At 50.1% G+C, this 15,516-nt stretch carries 14 protein-coding genes; 13 read left to right on the forward strand and 1 reads right to left on the reverse strand.

The genetic code is table 11. From position 1 onward, the window contains the following. Positions 1 to 3 precede the first annotated feature (3 nt). The 11 genes from J3369_RS20720 to J3369_RS20770 all read left to right on the forward strand — a co-directional run bounded on the left by J3369_RS20720 (position 4) and on the right by J3369_RS20770 (position 12,132). The gene (locus J3369_RS20720) at positions 4 to 825 is read left to right on the forward strand and encodes an AraC family transcriptional regulator (RefSeq protein ID WP_349590576.1); all 822 of its coding nucleotides are present in this window, start codon (positions 4 to 6) and stop codon (positions 823 to 825) included. Between the two features lie 128 nt (positions 826 to 953). Continuing rightward, positions 954 to 2,363, forward strand: coding sequence for an amidase (locus J3369_RS20725; protein ID WP_349590579.1), 1,410 nt, complete (start codon positions 954 to 956; stop codon positions 2,361 to 2,363). Position 2,364: 1 nt separating this feature from the next. Next, a complete protein-coding gene (locus tag J3369_RS20730) occupies positions 2,365 to 4,041 on the forward strand; it encodes an amidohydrolase (RefSeq protein ID WP_349590582.1) in 1,677 nt (558 codons plus the stop codon). A gap of 152 nt (positions 4,042 to 4,193) precedes the next feature. Then, positions 4,194 to 6,437 carry a TonB-dependent receptor gene (locus J3369_RS20735; RefSeq protein ID WP_349590585.1) on the forward strand — a complete coding sequence of 748 codons (2,244 nt, stop codon included), beginning with the start codon at positions 4,194 to 4,196 and terminating at the stop codon, positions 6,435 to 6,437. Positions 6,438 to 6,529: 92 nt separating this feature from the next. After that, complete coding sequence (locus tag J3369_RS20740) at positions 6,530 to 7,108, forward strand: GNAT family N-acetyltransferase (protein ID WP_349590588.1); 579 nt, start codon at positions 6,530 to 6,532, stop codon at positions 7,106 to 7,108. A gap of 192 nt (positions 7,109 to 7,300) precedes the next feature. Next, on the forward strand, positions 7,301 to 7,732 hold the full coding sequence (gene aroQ, locus J3369_RS20745; RefSeq protein WP_303572374.1) for a type II 3-dehydroquinate dehydratase: 432 nt from the start codon (positions 7,301 to 7,303) through the stop codon (positions 7,730 to 7,732). Between the two features lie 20 nt (positions 7,733 to 7,752). Further along, complete coding sequence (gene accB, locus J3369_RS20750) at positions 7,753 to 8,214, forward strand: acetyl-CoA carboxylase biotin carboxyl carrier protein (protein WP_303572375.1); 462 nt, start codon at positions 7,753 to 7,755, stop codon at positions 8,212 to 8,214. Between the two features lie 13 nt (positions 8,215 to 8,227). Continuing rightward, positions 8,228 to 9,571, forward strand: a complete 1,344-nt coding sequence (gene accC / locus J3369_RS20755; protein ID WP_349590592.1) for an acetyl-CoA carboxylase biotin carboxylase subunit — start codon at positions 8,228 to 8,230, stop codon at positions 9,569 to 9,571. 126 nt (positions 9,572 to 9,697) lie between these two features. After that, entirely contained in the window at positions 9,698 to 10,195 is a 498-nt protein-coding gene (locus J3369_RS20760; protein ID WP_502877494.1) for a DUF3750 domain-containing protein, read from the forward strand. Positions 10,196 to 10,324: 129 nt separating this feature from the next. Next, a complete protein-coding gene (locus J3369_RS20765) occupies positions 10,325 to 10,879 on the forward strand; it encodes an outer membrane beta-barrel protein (RefSeq protein ID WP_303572378.1) in 555 nt (184 codons plus the stop codon). A gap of 332 nt (positions 10,880 to 11,211) precedes the next feature. After that, positions 11,212 to 12,132 carry a hypothetical protein gene (locus J3369_RS20770; RefSeq protein WP_349590597.1) on the forward strand — a complete coding sequence of 307 codons (921 nt, stop codon included), beginning with the start codon at positions 11,212 to 11,214 and terminating at the stop codon, positions 12,130 to 12,132. Positions 12,133 to 12,249: 117 nt separating this feature from the next. Here the strand turns inward: J3369_RS20770 and J3369_RS20775 are convergent, their stop codons facing one another. Then, complete coding sequence (locus tag J3369_RS20775) at positions 12,250 to 14,370, reverse strand: exonuclease domain-containing protein (protein ID WP_349590599.1); 2,121 nt, start codon at positions 14,368 to 14,370, stop codon at positions 12,250 to 12,252. Positions 14,371 to 14,524: 154 nt separating this feature from the next. Here J3369_RS20775 and J3369_RS20780 point away from each other — a divergent pair, with 154 nt between their 5' ends. Both J3369_RS20780 and J3369_RS20785 read left to right on the forward strand, forming a co-directional pair. Then, positions 14,525 to 14,716, forward strand: a complete 192-nt coding sequence (locus J3369_RS20780) for a zinc ribbon domain-containing protein (RefSeq protein WP_119503069.1) — start codon at positions 14,525 to 14,527, stop codon at positions 14,714 to 14,716. Between the two features lies 1 nt (position 14,717). Next, complete coding sequence (locus tag J3369_RS20785; protein WP_349590601.1) at positions 14,718 to 15,374, forward strand: flavin reductase family protein; 657 nt, start codon at positions 14,718 to 14,720, stop codon at positions 15,372 to 15,374. Positions 15,375 to 15,516 lie beyond the last annotated feature (142 nt).

The raw sequence follows: 15,516 nt of genomic DNA on the forward strand, positions 1-15,516 counted from the left end.
GGAATGGATATTGCTTCTCCTTTCCCGTTAACCCTGGTGGATTCAGGTAAGAAAGGAGAGCACGTGAAAAGCAGCGCGGCACTACAACATGTCGACAGACCCGTCACCTCGTTATACGACGAATATCCGGCGGGTATTACGGATGACTGGCATTGCCATGAACGCAGTCAGGTGGTGTATGCCACCAAAGGCGTGATGTCTGTCACCACGGAGACCGGCAGCTACGTTATTCCGCCGCAACGTGCCTTGTGGATCCCCGCGCACATGCAACACACGGCTACATCGCGCACTGCTGTCACGCTGAAAACCCTTTATGTAGATGTGGGCAGCCGTCAGAATTTACCGGACCAGTGTCGGGTTTTTACGGTGTCAGAACTGCTTAAAGCGCTGATTAATCAGGCTGTTCAATTTCCTACGCTTTACGATACTGACAGCCGTGAAGGCCGTATCATGCAGTTGATTCTGGATGAAATTGAAGCCATGCCGGTAGATCCGCTTTCTATCCCCATGCCCACCGATCGCAGACTGGCGAAAATTTGCCAGCAATTTCTTACCGACCCGTCGCTAAATCAGAGTATTGATGAATGGAGTGAACAGGCAGGCGTAAGCCGACGCACGTTTACCCGATTATTTAAACAACAAACCCAGATAACGTTTGCGACATGGTGCCAGCAGGTACGCTTACTGGAAGCCATTTCCCGCCTGAGTACCGGCACACCTATCACCACTGTGTCCTACGATGTTGGTTACAGCAGCACCAGCGCCTTCACTTCGGTGTTTCACAAAACCTTCGGCGTACCGCCCAGCAAGTATTTCAGTTCATAGCACTCCGGCCGGAATAAGCCTTCACTTCAGTTGGCCCGCATTTATAAAATGCAGGCCTGAACGCGCAGGTTTTTTGTCAGCGGGGCAGCTAGGATGTAGCGTATAACTGATCTGCAAATACGGTATTCATGCGTAATAAAGATGGTCTGAGCCCGGGCGATATCCATGCACTCAGCATGCTGGATGCAACGGCGCAAAAAGCACTGGTAACAAATAAGTCTGTTCACAACGAGACACTTTTTTTCTGTGCACAGGAAAAGATAAGTGCATTTAACCCTGCTTTTAATGCTGTGACACACACAGATTTTTCGCTGGCCGAAGCCGCACTGAACAACTCATCCGGTGACACCGTACTGTTACCCTATTTGCTAAAAGGATCGGATGAATATTCCGGCTTTCCTATGCAATGCGGTTCGCGGTTAAGAAAGGATGCGACAGGCACAGCAATTCATCCCTTCATGGAAGCACTGACAGCCAACGGCGTGTTACCGGTTGGTATGACGGCCATGCCCGAGTTCGGCTTACTGGCTTCCGGCGAATCGCTGTTGTACGGCCCGTCAAAGAATCCGTGGCTGACTTCTCACTCAGCGCTGGGTTCAAGCACCGGAGCCGCCATAGCCGTAGCCACAGGGATGACGCCTTATGCCCATGCCTCTGATGCCGCCGGGTCCATTCGTATGCCAGCTTCAGCCTGCGGCGTGGTGGGTTTTAAGCCTTCAGCGGGTTTTAATTTACGTGCCCGTCGCTTTGATATGATTGATGACTATTTGTGTACAGACAGCCTGCTGGCACGCTCGGTAAGAGATGTCATTGACGCCACCAACTTTACCCGCCCGCCATCATTACAAAAGGTCACCCTGACGACAGAACCTGTTCATGTGGGCGTTATCCGGCAAGGTCTGGGCAATGTAGAAGCATCATCCGCAGTCGGTATCGCCCTGGAAGAACACATTGCCCTGCTACGCAGTATGCCCGGCGTCACCGTTGAAACCTGTGCTGCCCCTTATGATTTGGATGCCCTTCAAAAAGCGCTGCAGACGCTTTGGTGCTATCTCGGCGGCGGTATTGTGGATGGTGTTGCCGCACAGGGTTTCACCACCAGCGATGTGCTGGAACCCTGGCCCCATTATTTGCATCAGCGCAGAGCATCACTGAGCGATACCGCACTGCGTGAGGCTTTTCATGCCATAACCGTTGCCAAATTGCAGCTTGAAGAATTCCACCGTAAGGTCGATATTGTGCTGTCGCCGGTGGTGGCTGATCTGCCACCACCGCTTGGCTTCCTTGCACCGGATATTGACGGTGAAACCTTATGGAACCGGCTTTTCGCTTTCATGGCATTTACCCCCATTCAGAATTTACTGGGCGCCCCAAGCATAACGCTACCGGTGTATCAGCATCAGTCAGGCTTACCGGTAGGTATGCTGTTATCTGCCGCCCCGGCACAAGACGACAGACTTTTATCATTTGCCAGCCAGGTTGAAGCCTGCGCGCCGGCTTACGCAAAGTGGCAGCCACAAGGCCATCAGGGAGAATAACATGTTAACCAGAAGACACTTTTTACAGGGCAGTGTTGCCGCCGCTTTTGCGGCAAAATTAGGTGTAGTACATGCCGCAGCGAATCACGCCGACACCATATATACCAATGGCACTGTCTGGACAGGTGATTCCCGTGTACCACTCACCAATGCCTTCGCTGTGACCGGCGAACGGTTTTCTGCGTTGGGTAAAGACGCGGCTTTCAGCTTAAAAACCAAACGCACCCGAATCGTTGATCTTCAGGGGGCTTTTGTCACACCCGGTCTGATAGATAACCACACCCATTTTCTGATGGGCGCCAAAACGCTCAAGCAAGTAAACTTGCGCCAGGCTGCGACCCCTGAGCAGTTTACAGATATTATCGCCGGCAGGGCCAAAAGCTTGCCTGAAGGCGAATGGATTGAAGGCGGAAACTGGGATGAGCAACTATGGGGCGGTGAGCTTCCCACAAAAGAATGGATTGATAAAGTCACTCCGAATCACCCTGTTGCCGTAGCCCGCCTTGACCTGCACATGTTGCTGCTCAACAGTGCTGCGCTGAAGGCAGCAGGCATTGATAAAAATACGCCCACACCACCCGGTGGCGAAATCGTCCGTGATGCCAAAGGCAACCCTACCGGAATTTTAAAAGACCAGGCCAAAGAGCTGGTGCTTAGCATCATTCCTGGCGACACCATGGCCCGCAATATTGATACCTTCAAACAGGGGATCCAGCATGGTTTGCGTCATGGCGTAACGCAATGTCACATCAAGGGGATAAGCTGGGAGTCACATAATATTATGATGGCGATGCGTGAGAAAGCACACCCTCAAATGCGCTTTCAATCTTACGTGCCTATTCAGGATTGGAAGAAACTGTTGCAACAAATCAACGATGAAGGATTTGGTGATCAATGGGTTGGCTGGGGCGGCCTGAAAGGGCTTTTCGACGGTTCGCTGGGATCAAGAACCGCACTGTTCCACGATGCCTATCATGACGATGCATCAACCCATGGCATTACTGTGCAGGACACCAATGACCTGCGGGAATGGACACAACAGGCCGATCAGCATGGTCTGCGCGTGTCGTTGCATGCCATAGGTGATGAAGCCAACGACGAAGCGCTGGATATTTTCGAACATACCATTAAGCAAAACGGCAAAGGGAAGTCAGCTCGCCGCTTTACCATAGAGCATGCCCAGCACTTAACAAAGTCTGCCGTGCCCCGCTTTGCACAACTCGGTGTTATTCCTTGCGTACAACCTTATCACGCCATTGATGATGGCCGCTGGGCAGTAAAACGAATCGGTGAGGAACGTTTAACCGGCACCTACGCATTCCACTCATTATTGCAAGCCGGCGCTACCTTGAGCTTTGGTTCAGACTGGCCGGTTGCACCGCTGGATCCGGTAAAGGGCATTGAAGCGGCAGTGTTACGCCAGACTATCGACGGTAAAAACCCGGATGGCTGGCTGCCAGATGAAAAAGTTACTGTAGAACAGGCACTGCAGGCATACACGATTAACAATGCGTACGCCGCCGGACAGCAGGACGAGCTGGGTAGCATCTCAACCGGCAAGCGGGCTGATTTCGTCGTGATGGACAACAACCTGCTGACTGCACCAACCGGAAAAATTGGCAGCACCCGGATTTTACAAACAAACCTCAGTGGCAAAGCTCATTTCTCCACACTTTAACCTGCTGCATTTCACAGTACGACAGGCCACTTAAAAGGTGGCCTGAAACCGAAACTTTATGACCCTGTCCGGAATTTATCCTGCGAATCCCTCCCGTACACTGAATTCAATAAAAACAATAATCACTACAACTGTGTTCCAGGAGATAATTCATGTCAGCATACAAAACAACACTTTTGCGGTTTGCAAAAAACGCATTAAACATTGCTGTACTCACCGCGCTTTCCGGTCAGCTTGCTGCTCAGGAAGCCAAAACAACCGATGACGATGAAGATCCGTTTGAGGTTATTGAAGTAACGGCCAACAAACGCGCCAGTGATATTCGCAGCCTCGCCAGCTCAGCCAGTGCGCTGACCGGTGAACAACTGGAAAAAATGGGGGCAGAGAGCCTGGCGGACTATATCAACCGCTTGCCGGGTGTACATTTCAATGACTATCAGCCCGGCGTGTCGGAAGTGGTCATTCGCGGCGTTTCAGCCACAACCTACCATGAACAGGGTCAAACCACTGTTGGCTACTTCATTAATGACATTCCCATGAGTGAAGCCGGCTGGCCTATTGTTATTCCGGATATGGATACCTTTGATTTAAAACGGGTTGAGGTACTGCGCGGGCCGCAGGGCACGCTGTACGGCGCGTCAAACTTAGGCGGTCTGGTGAATTACATCGCCAAAGAAGCGGATACCAGCACCTGGGATGCAGCGGTAGAGCTGGGCGTGGGACACACTGAACACGCCGGCGAGGAGAACTACGCAGTTAAGGCCATGGTGAACGCGCCAATTATTGAAGATAAGCTGGCAGTGCGTTTTGTCGGATTGCAACGTTACGATGCAGGTTACCTGAACAACATCGGTACCGGTGACAAAGGCTCTAATGACTTAGAGGTCAAAGGATTTCGTGGTTCGGTGGTATACACCCCAAGGGCGGACACCAAAATCAGCTACATGGGGATGGTTCAGAAAACGCATCTCGACGACCAGACTTACGCCACCACACCAACACTTAACAGAGACACCTTTATTCCCGAACCCCACGACACAGAATTCAGCATGCATACCTTGCGGCTGGATCAGGGCTTCGACTTTGCCGACCTGACTTTACTGGGAGCCTACGGCGGTAAAGAAAGCGTAATTACCTTCGACTACACCATTTACGGACTGCTAGATCCTACGCAGGACACTCAGTATGACGGTATTGGCGAGTCAGACAGCCGCCACTATGAAGCCCGCCTCTCATCTAAAGAAGACTCAGCCATTCAGTGGATTGTGGGCGCGGCATATTACTCCAGCGACAAAATGATTAACGACGCCATTTATCAGAATAATGCCATGGCCTACATTGATGCGAACCCGGACCTGTTTGGCGGATTCAGTGGCGATGTACTCGCCCCCGGCAATTACTTTAATCAGTATATTGTTGATCAGGAGAATGAGGATACCGCTATTTTTGGTGAGGTGAGCTGGGATCTTCTTGAAGATTTGAACGTTACGCTGGGCGGCCGCTACTTTGATACCAGCAGTAAGTCTAATGTGACTATACCGCCTTATGCGAATTATCCGGATATTTACAGCAGCGAGAACACCAGCTTCGGTGGAGATTCATCTGAAACCGGCTTTACACCTAAATTCACGGCCAAATATCAATTCACTGATGATGTAATGGGATACATTAATTACTCAGAAGGTTTCCGTGTTGGCGGCACAAACCCTAATGCCGCCATTACTGAAGGGGCGGAAGAAACCTACGCGCCGGATGAAACGAAAAACTACGAAATCGGTGGCCGTTTTGATTTCCTGAACAAGCGCTTATTGCTCGATGCCACCTATTTCCGCATCAACTGGGAAGATATGCAAGTTCGCCTGTTTACAGACGCAGGACTGGCTTATGTGACCAATGCCGGTGAGGCCAAAATTGATGGTATTGAATTTACGGCTGCGTGGCGCCCCACAAACTGGTTCGATTTTAACACCAGCGTGACCTGGCTGGACGCCCGCCTGTCTGAATTTCTGCCTGCTACCTATGCAGCAAACGGCAATGGTGGTTACGCCGCAGGCACCGCGTTACCGGGCTCAGCAAAATGGACGATTGCGAATAATCTGGGTGTCACTCTGGAAGCGTTGCCGTATATGCCCCGCATCAGTATTGCCCACCGCTATGTCGATGCGTCTCCGGTTGCTTTTGAGTCTGTTACGCAACGGGGTGGCTTCAATATCATCGACCTGAAAGCTGACTTACAAATCAGCGACCAGATTGGCGTGAGCATCTATGCTGACAACCTTTTTGATACCTATGGTCTTGTGAATTCACCGTTCGGCGACGACCAGCCAGATAACCCGCTGGGCAGCGTTACCCGTCCACGCACGTTTGGCGCTAAATTCACCTGGAAAATGTGGTAATCGTGTAAGTTACAACACTAATCGATACCAGCTTGTCATCCGGCAGGCTGGTATTTAATGTTGGCAATAACTATAGATAAACGTGAAACGCAATGGTCGGTGGTCAGTTAAATAAGGTATACGAGTGCAACCTGCCGGCGTTGCCGGGTACGCTTACCTTTTCACCGCTCACTTCCGCACACTTTCCATTATTTCAGCAATGGCAAAAACAACCCAGGGTGTCTTACTACTGGGGACTCGGTGAGAGCGGGCAGGCCACACAGGGTTATTTTCACGATGTGATCACTGCTGCAGATAAACAAGGGTACGTGCTGTATTGCGGTAAAGTACCGTTTGCCTATTTTGAGGTATACGACCCCACCACCGCGCCAGTCGGGCAGGTTTGCCACGCTGTGAAATCAGACAAAGGCATTCATTATCTCACCGGTGAGAAACAATTTCTCGGCAGACAATTTACCAGGGCCATTCTGAAAGCCTGCTGTGAATTTGTCTTTTTTAGTGATGAAAACTGTCTGTCGATTTGGGCAGAACCCCGCGCAGACAATGCTGCCATGCTCAGGTATGTCAGCGCTTTTGCTTCCTGGACGGAACAGGGAATTGTGCAGTTGCCCCACAAAACCGCCATACTTCTGCACTGCGATCGTGCAACCTTCTTCTCTAAAGACCTATAGATTATCATCTAATCTTGCGTCTATTTCCCCTGATTAGACCAGTATTTTGCTGCGAAAACTATCTCATCCTCTATAATCTGCCGTTATCCTGGTGGAAACCCACAATTCGTGGTTCAAAATTCGTGCAAGCAGAGTTATTTTCTGTTGAAATGCGTTGTAAGCAATCATTTTAAGAAAGATAGCAGCAAGTTTATGGAAATTTTGTTACTTAATGGCCCCAACCTGAATATGTTGGGCAAGCGTGAACCGGAAACCTACGGTTACCAGACGCTTCAGGACATTGTCGATAATCTGGTTGAAAAAGCCAGCGCGGCAGGTGCATCGCTGAGCCATTTCCAGTCTAACGCAGAACACGAATTGATCAACCGCATTCATGATGCCATGGGAAAGGTCGATGCTATCATCATCAATCCTGCGGCATTTACACATACCAGTGTCGCCCTTCGTGATGCACTGTTAAGTGTAAACATCCCTTTCATTGAAGTGCATTTGTCTAATGTGCATGCAAGGGAACCTTTCCGCCATCATTCATATCTATCTGACGTTGCTGCTGGTGTCATCCTTGGCTTAGGTGCCATTGGTTATGAACTCGCATTGACGGCAGCCCTGAACCTGAAAAACTGAATTAAAAACGAGAAATGACAATGGATATCAGAAAAATTAAAAAACTCATCGAACTGGTTGAAGAATCCGGTATTGCCGAACTGGAAATCACTGAAGGTGAGGAATCTGTACGCATCCACCGTGGTCCTACCGGTGCTGCTGCACCAATGGCTTATAACTATGCTGCACCAGTGCCTGCTCCGGTAGCAGCACCTGTTGCTGCCGCTGCGCCTGTTGCTGAAGCACCGGCTGCCGAGCAAGGTCCTACTGGCCATCAGGTTAAATCTCCGATGGTTGGTACGTTCTACCGCGCTTCTTCTCCTACTGCCAAGTCATTCGTTGAAGTCGGTCAGTCTGTAAACGTTGGCGATACCCTTTGTATCATCGAAGCAATGAAGATGATGAATCAGATTGAAGCTGACAAAGCGGGTGTTGTTAAAGCTATTCTGGTTGAAAACCAGGAACCGGTAGAGTTCGATCAGCCTCTGTTCATCATCGAATAATCAGGCGGCCGATATGTTAGATAAAGTACTCATAGCTAACCGCGGAGAAATCGCGTTACGTATTTTGCGTGCCTGTAAAGAACTGGGCATCAAAACCGTAGCCGTGCACTCTACCGCGGACAGAAACTTAAAACACGTACTGCTGGCAGATGAATCCATCTGTATCGGTGGTGCTTCTGCAACTGAAAGTTACCTGAACATTCCGCGCATTATTGCTGCGGCGGAGGTAACCAATTCAATTGCCATTCACCCTGGCTACGGCTTCCTGGCGGAAAACGCAGCGTTTGCTGAAGCGGTCGAGAAAAGCGGTTTTATCTTTATTGGTCCGAAAGCGGACACCATCAACCTGATGGGAGACAAAGTGTCAGCGATTAACGCCATGAAAAAAGCCGGTGTACCTTGTGTACCGGGTTCTGATGGCCCGCTGACCGACGATGAAGAACGCAACAAAGCTATTGCTAAACGCATCGGTTATCCAATCATCGTTAAAGCTGCCGGTGGTGGTGGTGGTCGTGGTATGCGTGTTGTACGCAGCGAAAATGAACTGATCCAATCTATCGCAACCACACAGGCAGAAGCCGGTGCCGCGTTCGGTAACCCGGTTGTGTACATGGAAAAGTTCCTTGAGAATCCCCGTCACGTTGAGATTCAGGTACTGTCAGACGGTCAGGGCAATGCGATTCACTTAGGTGAGCGTGACTGTTCAATGCAACGTCGCCACCAGAAAGTTGTGGAAGAAGCGCCGGCGCCGGGCATTTCCGAGCAAATGCGTAATAAGATAGGCGACCGCTGCTGTAAAGCCTGTGTTGAAATTGGTTACCGCGGTGCAGGTACATTCGAATTCCTGTACGAAAACGGCGAATTCTATTTCATCGAAATGAATACCCGTATACAGGTAGAACACCCTGTTTCTGAAATGATCACCGGCGTTGACCTGATTAAAGAACAGCTTCGCATTGCTGGCGGTCAGCCACTGTCTGTTGACCAGTCACAGGTACAAATTCGTGGCCACGCCATTGAATGCCGTATCAATGCGGAAGACCCGGACACGTTCATTCCAAGCCCTGGCACAATCAACACTTTCCACTCTCCGGGTGGTCTGGGTGTACGTTGGGAATCGCATATTTACAGCGGCTACACCGTACCGCCGTATTATGATTCCATGATTGGTAAACTCATCACTTACGGTGAAAGCCGTGATGAAGCCATCGCCCGCATGCGCCACGCACTGGACGAACTGGTAGTAGACGGGATTAAAACCAACATCCCGTTACAGCGCCGTATCATGGCCGATGAAAACTTCTTTGCCGGTGGTACTAACATCCACTATCTCGAGAAGAAACTCGGTATGGCGTAAACGTCAAAAATCGATAAAACACCCGCTTTTGCGGGTGTTTTTGTTTGTGCTGCTTTCACCGTCCTGAGAGTATGAAATGAAGAAAAGGAGAAAACTGTGCGAAAATTTTTGTTACTCACGCTCATTATGATCACCGCTGGATGTTCCAGTCAGGACTGGCGCAGTGCGTCCAGAGAGCCTGCGGGCATTGCTTATGCGCCGGAAAACTTTTCAGACGCGGTTATCGAAGTCTATGCGGCTGATGCTTACAGCTGGCGTGGCTGGTTCGCCGTGCATACCTGGATTGCGGTAAAGCCGCAGGATGCACCGGAGTACACAGTGTATGAAGTCACAGGCTGGCGGGTAAAAAGTGGCCTGCCTGCGTTGAGGGAGTACACCACGCCGACGCCGGATCGCTACTGGTATGGAGCAAAGCCGGAGAAAGTCCTTACGGTTACCGGTGAAAAAGCCAGAGCTTTGTTACCTAAAGTGCAGGAAGCCGTTGCCCGCTATCCCTGGGCAAATGAATATACCCTTTTTCCGGGTCCGAACAGCAATACCTTTCCGGCCTGGGTAGGCCTTCAGGTTCCTGAGCTGGAACTGGATATGCCTTTTACCGCAATTGGTTCAGGTTACGCCAGGTAATGTTTGGTTACACTTCGCGAGTGGCTTAACACTTCATCAGCATCTACCTTATGAGTGCACCGGACGGACTGGTGCATCAGATTCCTGCTCTTTACAGGTGTATCTGTCGATTCATTAAGGAGTTGTTTTATGTCGTCTTTTTTCAAAGCTGCCCCGCTGTTAGCTTCTGCAGTTGCCGCCGGTTTGTTTGCTCCCTCAGCTTTGGCTGATGAAGACAGTGGTCTTTACGCCGGAGCCGGTTTTTTCACAACTACGTCTGAAGATTGCAGTAGTTGCGGCTACTCCGGTCAGTATGTGGAAGCCGGATACGATTTCAATGAAATTACCTCTGTAGAATTCAAATATGGCCGTGAAAAGGGGATGATTACCATTGCCTACGCCGGATTAAATTTGGGTCACGATTTCAATACAGACTGGTTTCGTTTCTATGGAAAGCTGGGGGTATCGCGGATAGATGAAGACAACGCAGTGATAGACTCCGTTATCTGTAATGAATTTGAATGCATTCCCGGCTCTTACACGAGTACCTATCGCAGAAATGAGTTTACTGCCGGAATAGGCGCGAGATTCACCTTTTCAGGTAAGGCGCAGGGCTTTTATGCCAAGCTCGAATCAACAGCAGTATCAGACTCTGGCGATGACGTTTCTGCGGCATTGATGGCAGGTATTGGTTACCGCTTCTGATTTTGCATGCAGGGAGGTGGTGCTTCCGCCTCTCCCCCAGGCCTCGATAAATCACTCGGAAGATCATTCGTAAAATACGATTTCACTCATCGCTTTTTCCCGATATCCGGACCAGCTGGTCAGCGCTATTATAACCTCAACTTCAAACGGGAAGGCCTCTTCCTGAACATCTCTCCCGATGTGTTTGAGTTCCCAATCTCATTGCGTTCCACTTCTATGCCAGCCCCGTGCTGGCTTTTTTTGCCCCGAACATTTTTATCGCCTGAGCTAATGTAATAAATTCATCATATTGTGTTTGGTTTATTTGTGTCCGGTATATGGAAAGCAGTGTTATGTGGCGGTATTTTTCAGGTTTGTGTGTTGCTCTTTTTATCAGCACCAGTGCTTTGGGTCAGAGTGAATGGTCTTTTAACGACAAGCTGGATTTACAGGTTCGTTCAGATGCCCGCTCAGACAGAGATCACCGCACTCAATACCGGATCCGCTATTATCCTCAACTCGCTATGGGAGAAAGCTGGAGCCTGAACAGTTTTATTGTCACCGGTAGTGACTTCTCTTCAAGTCACAACACCTTGTTTGACGGTAGCAGCCAGCAGCTTCATGTCCGTCGTTTATATGTCAGACATACGTCATCTGCAGGCAAGACGGAGATTGGCATTATTCCCACCTACAAAGGACGGGTATCTTCCACCGGCTTGTCGAAGGACGGCTGGATTGAAGGTATTCGCCATGTGGTTAATCTGAACAGTCATCACGCCGTAGAACTGGTTGCCGGACAACTGGATAATCAGGATCCCTCAGATGCTCTGCAACTACCGGCGAAACTGGATTATGCAGAGCTTGAGTATTCGGGTCGCTTTTCAGATAAAGCCGGCTTTGAGATCAGTCTGGAGCGCATGACAGGCGGTAATTTTGTCCGCAGTGAATACCGCTATGCCTGGCACCCGCAGCATGAAGTATTTATTGAGTGGATCCAGCGCCTTGACCAGTCCCGCAATAAAGCCATTATTGGCGTTGCAGGGGAAGGCGCCATTAAAAACTATCCGCTGTCTTACTTTGTCTACGCTTCCCGGGTTGATGAAGGACTGGGTTCCCGTGCGGAACTCACCGAGGACTTTCTCGGATACGGTCATGGCTTTTCCGGCGAAATAGGCGGCAGTGCGCTGTTCGCAGAAGATGCTGAATGGTTTATCCGGCTGGATGTGGTGGACAACGTGGGGCGTGTTCTCACCGGTTTAAAAATGAAGTTATAAAAAAAGGGCCTTCCCGGAGAGAAGGCCAAACAGCAAGAACGCGTACACACTTCAACAGTGCATAATAAAATACGCAGGAGAAAACCCGCGGGTTCAGCAACGATGCATTAAGCATTTTTAATCCTGTTGCTGCGTCATCACCAGCAGTTCGCCTGACGCTCTTGCATCAGACAATGCCCGGTGATGCTGTTCCATATCAATGCCGAAGTGTTTTGTCAGCGCCGCCAGTGAATATGAGGCAAGTCCGGGAAAGGCTTTTCTGGACTCTCTGACAGTACACAACTTGGGCCGCCGGAAAGGCTGCTCAAGACGGGCAAATTCCTGTTTGATAAATCCATAGTCAAAATTAACGTTATGGGCGACAAACACACAGTCGCGGGTAAAGGCATCAATGGATTCAGCTACGTCAGCGAATACCGGCGCACCGGCGACCATGTCGTTACTGATCCCGGTCAGTCTGGTAATAGACGAGGGAATGTGTCGCTGCGGATTGATTAAAGACTGCCACTCATCCACCACTACCCCGTTGATAATTTTCACAATGCCGACTTCGGTGATCCTGTGGTACTGGCTGTTGCCGCCCGTGGTTTCGATATCAACGACAGCATAGGGCTGCTCCGGGTCACGGTACCAGCTAACCTGCGCTATTTGCACATCAAATCCGGCCTGCTGCAGCTTCTGAATACTGACAAGCTGGTTGCGGCGAAGCTGATCACCGGGTGCCTTAATTTCTTCAAACCGCAGCGCCCCGTTTTCCACCACCATAATATCGGGAAAACCGTCACGCAGACTGGCAAAGTCCTGCGCCATCATTTTCAGCATGGCTGTTACCTGTGTAACCGGCGCATGTGTCAGCAAGCCTTTGACCGGATCCAGCAATTTTGATCCCCACAGGAACAGGCTGTTCGATTCTCCATAATGGGCAGCGGCCTTGGCCGTTACATGCTTCATCAGTCCGTCTGCAGTAGTAAAACTTGCCAGCAGTTCATCAATTTTTACCGCAAATGACTCGTAGAAAGCATTATTTTTCAGGCTTTGGGGACGCCGGTCAAAAGCAGTTACCGGCGCATCCTCTTCGAACAATAATGTCCAGAACGTGAGTGCAAACAAACTCCGCCACAAACGATTCTCGGTTCGCCAGGCTTCAGCGCCGTGACGCTGATACCAGGCGATAACGCCCCGTTCAACAGACTGATTCTGACTCTCGTCCAGTTGCAGTGTACGGGACGCGTTTCGCAACATATCAGTCACTATACTGGTACGCTTCTTATGATATTTGCGCTGATAAAAATCTTCTGCGAAGGCCAGCAATGTATCTGAGGGCGGGGAATCGATAATGCTTTCCAAGCTTTGCTTTACCTCGTCTTTCAACCCTTCTTTATAAGCTTCGCGAATCCATTTTTCTTTTGCTGTGTCGCCGGGAGACTGTTCAAGAAAAGTCAGTGCAGCCTGCCGGTCGACAGAAAGCAGCTTTGACCCCAGTTTGGCGTGGTATTTTTCCGCCAGCACTGCTGAAATGGTGGAGAAGGTTTCCGGCACGGGGGCTTTTGCTGCTGCCAGACAGGCCTCATCATCAAGAAAATCCAGTTCGCCGGTGCGCGACGCATAGTAAAAAGCAGCGCCGGCATCCTCCGGCAATTCGAAGCGTGCCTGATCAGACACAGCCTGGCCCCGCGTACGCATGATGCCGAGATCACGCATGGAAAACTGATTCAGCCGCCCTTTAGTGTTGCCGAAGAACAGAAACAGCAAATAACGCATAGTGGCATCGAAGCGGCAAAACAGTAAATGCTCCACCGACAATGACGCCGGCCAGCCGTGACGTTTTATGCCATCGAATAAGTCTGCCATCAGCACACTCTTTTTTGCTGAAGCAGGCTGACCGCTGATCCCGAGATCATGCAGGTATTGCAGAATGTCGGCCTTGGTCAGCATACCGGCCAGTTCCTGCAGCGGCGCTTCTGTTACACACCCGAACCAACCGGAGGCGGAAAGCGCATCTATTTGCTGCTGCGGATGCGGTATTTCTTCGTAGTAGAAATGCTCACGGTTGATGATGGCGTATTTGCGGTTTGCTGCACGGGCGATGATGCATTGTTGCGGTTCAGGCAGTGCATTGAAATCCTCAATAAAACGCCGCGCATTTTCGTCCAGCAATGCGCCACTGGCACCGTCAAAAAAGGACAAAAACTCGCGGAAGTGATCAAGATAATATTTTTCAGGCAACGTTTTACGCATCATCTGCACCGGACACTGTACACCTGACCAAGTGTATATTTATACAGCCACCTTAATCAACCCGCCGGATGCAGTTTCCTTACAATCCGGTTATCTGCTTTCTGCGTATATTAGAAGTTAGCAACATCATTTTAATCAGTTATCCGGAGTGGTTATGAGTCTGACGACACCTAAGTTATTTCACTGCCCCTATTGCATGGAGCCGAATGAAGTAGAAATTGACGAGCAGAACGATATCAATGTTATGCAGGTTCTGGATTGTCAGGTCTGCTGCCAGCCTATTGAAATGACAGTGTACAGTGACGGCGATAACCTGACCGTTCAGGTTGAGCAGGAGAATGCCTGATATGACTGACCCGTCCATACGACATTATTCCTCTGCTGCTATTAATGAGCTGGAAAAACAGACCCGGACGAACCTGATCAACTGCTTGTCCGGCTACAAAGGGGCCAACCTTGTGGGTACCACTGACGGTAAACGGAATAATCTGGCCATTATCAGCTCAGTGTTTCATGTAGGGGCACATCCTCCTCTTCAGGGCATGTTGTTACGTCCCCATACTGTACCACGGCAAACGCTGGAAAATATTCGTGAAACCGGTGTGTACACCATTAATGCAGTCAGCGCCGGCTGGACAGATAAAGCTCACCAGACTTCTGCCCGCTATGATGAACACACCAGTGAGTTTGATGCCACGGGCTTAACACCGCTGAAAGAAGACGGATTCGCCGCGCCTTTCGTCGCTCAAAGTCCTTTGCGCATGGCCATGGCGGCAGAAGAAATAACCACGCTGCAATGTAATCAGACAGTGCTGGTCATTGGCAGAGTGCTTGATATTTACGTGATGGAGGGGGCCACCGGTGAGGACGGACAACTGGATTTGGAGAAAATGAATCTTGCCTGTATCAGCGGGTTGGATACTTACCACCGTGCGGAACCCATCGCCCGTTATGCCTATGCGAAACCGGACAAACCCGTCACGCTGGCAGGTAAAAACGCGTAAATGCACAGGTCCTGCGGTGAAGAAAAGTTAATCTACATCAAATATGTGACGGAACGATTTGGCAGTCCCGTAAATGTGTCGTATAACTATTGTCATGGTAAACCTGTCATCGCGGCAGGTTTTTTACGTTATAAGACCAAAT

Origin of the sequence: Alteromonas sp. NFXS44 (genome assembly GCF_040148705.1) — a bacterium.
Taxonomy (GTDB): Bacteria; Pseudomonadota; Gammaproteobacteria; order Enterobacterales; family Alteromonadaceae; genus Alteromonas.

What these genes read in the sequence shown, in the direction of transcription:
- J3369_RS20770 (WP_349590597.1), top strand. Translation starts at nt 11,212, where the DNA reads ATGTGGCGGTATTTTTCAGGTTTGTGTGTTGCTCTTTTTATCAGCACC.
- aroQ (WP_303572374.1), top strand. Translation starts at nt 7,301, where the DNA reads ATGGAAATTTTGTTACTTAATGGCCCCAACCTGAATATGTTGGGCAAG.
- J3369_RS20725 (WP_349590579.1), top strand. Translation starts at nt 954, where the DNA reads ATGCGTAATAAAGATGGTCTGAGCCCGGGCGATATCCATGCACTCAGC.
- J3369_RS20785 (WP_349590601.1), top strand. Translation starts at nt 14,718, where the DNA reads ATGACTGACCCGTCCATACGACATTATTCCTCTGCTGCTATTAATGAG.
- accC (WP_349590592.1), top strand. Translation starts at nt 8,228, where the DNA reads ATGTTAGATAAAGTACTCATAGCTAACCGCGGAGAAATCGCGTTACGT.
- J3369_RS20765 (WP_303572378.1), top strand. Translation starts at nt 10,325, where the DNA reads ATGTCGTCTTTTTTCAAAGCTGCCCCGCTGTTAGCTTCTGCAGTTGCC.
- accB (WP_303572375.1), top strand. Translation starts at nt 7,753, where the DNA reads ATGGATATCAGAAAAATTAAAAAACTCATCGAACTGGTTGAAGAATCC.
- J3369_RS20735 (WP_349590585.1), top strand. Translation starts at nt 4,194, where the DNA reads ATGTCAGCATACAAAACAACACTTTTGCGGTTTGCAAAAAACGCATTA.
- J3369_RS20740 (WP_349590588.1), top strand. Translation starts at nt 6,530, where the DNA reads ATGGTCGGTGGTCAGTTAAATAAGGTATACGAGTGCAACCTGCCGGCG.
- J3369_RS20720 (WP_349590576.1), top strand. Translation starts at nt 4, where the DNA reads ATGGATATTGCTTCTCCTTTCCCGTTAACCCTGGTGGATTCAGGTAAG.
- J3369_RS20760 (WP_502877494.1), top strand. Translation starts at nt 9,698, where the DNA reads ATGATCACCGCTGGATGTTCCAGTCAGGACTGGCGCAGTGCGTCCAGA.
- J3369_RS20775 (WP_349590599.1), bottom strand. Translation starts at nt 14,370, where the DNA reads ATGCGTAAAACGTTGCCTGAAAAATATTATCTTGATCACTTCCGCGAG.
- J3369_RS20780 (WP_119503069.1), top strand. Translation starts at nt 14,525, where the DNA reads ATGAGTCTGACGACACCTAAGTTATTTCACTGCCCCTATTGCATGGAG.
- J3369_RS20730 (WP_349590582.1), top strand. Translation starts at nt 2,365, where the DNA reads ATGTTAACCAGAAGACACTTTTTACAGGGCAGTGTTGCCGCCGCTTTT.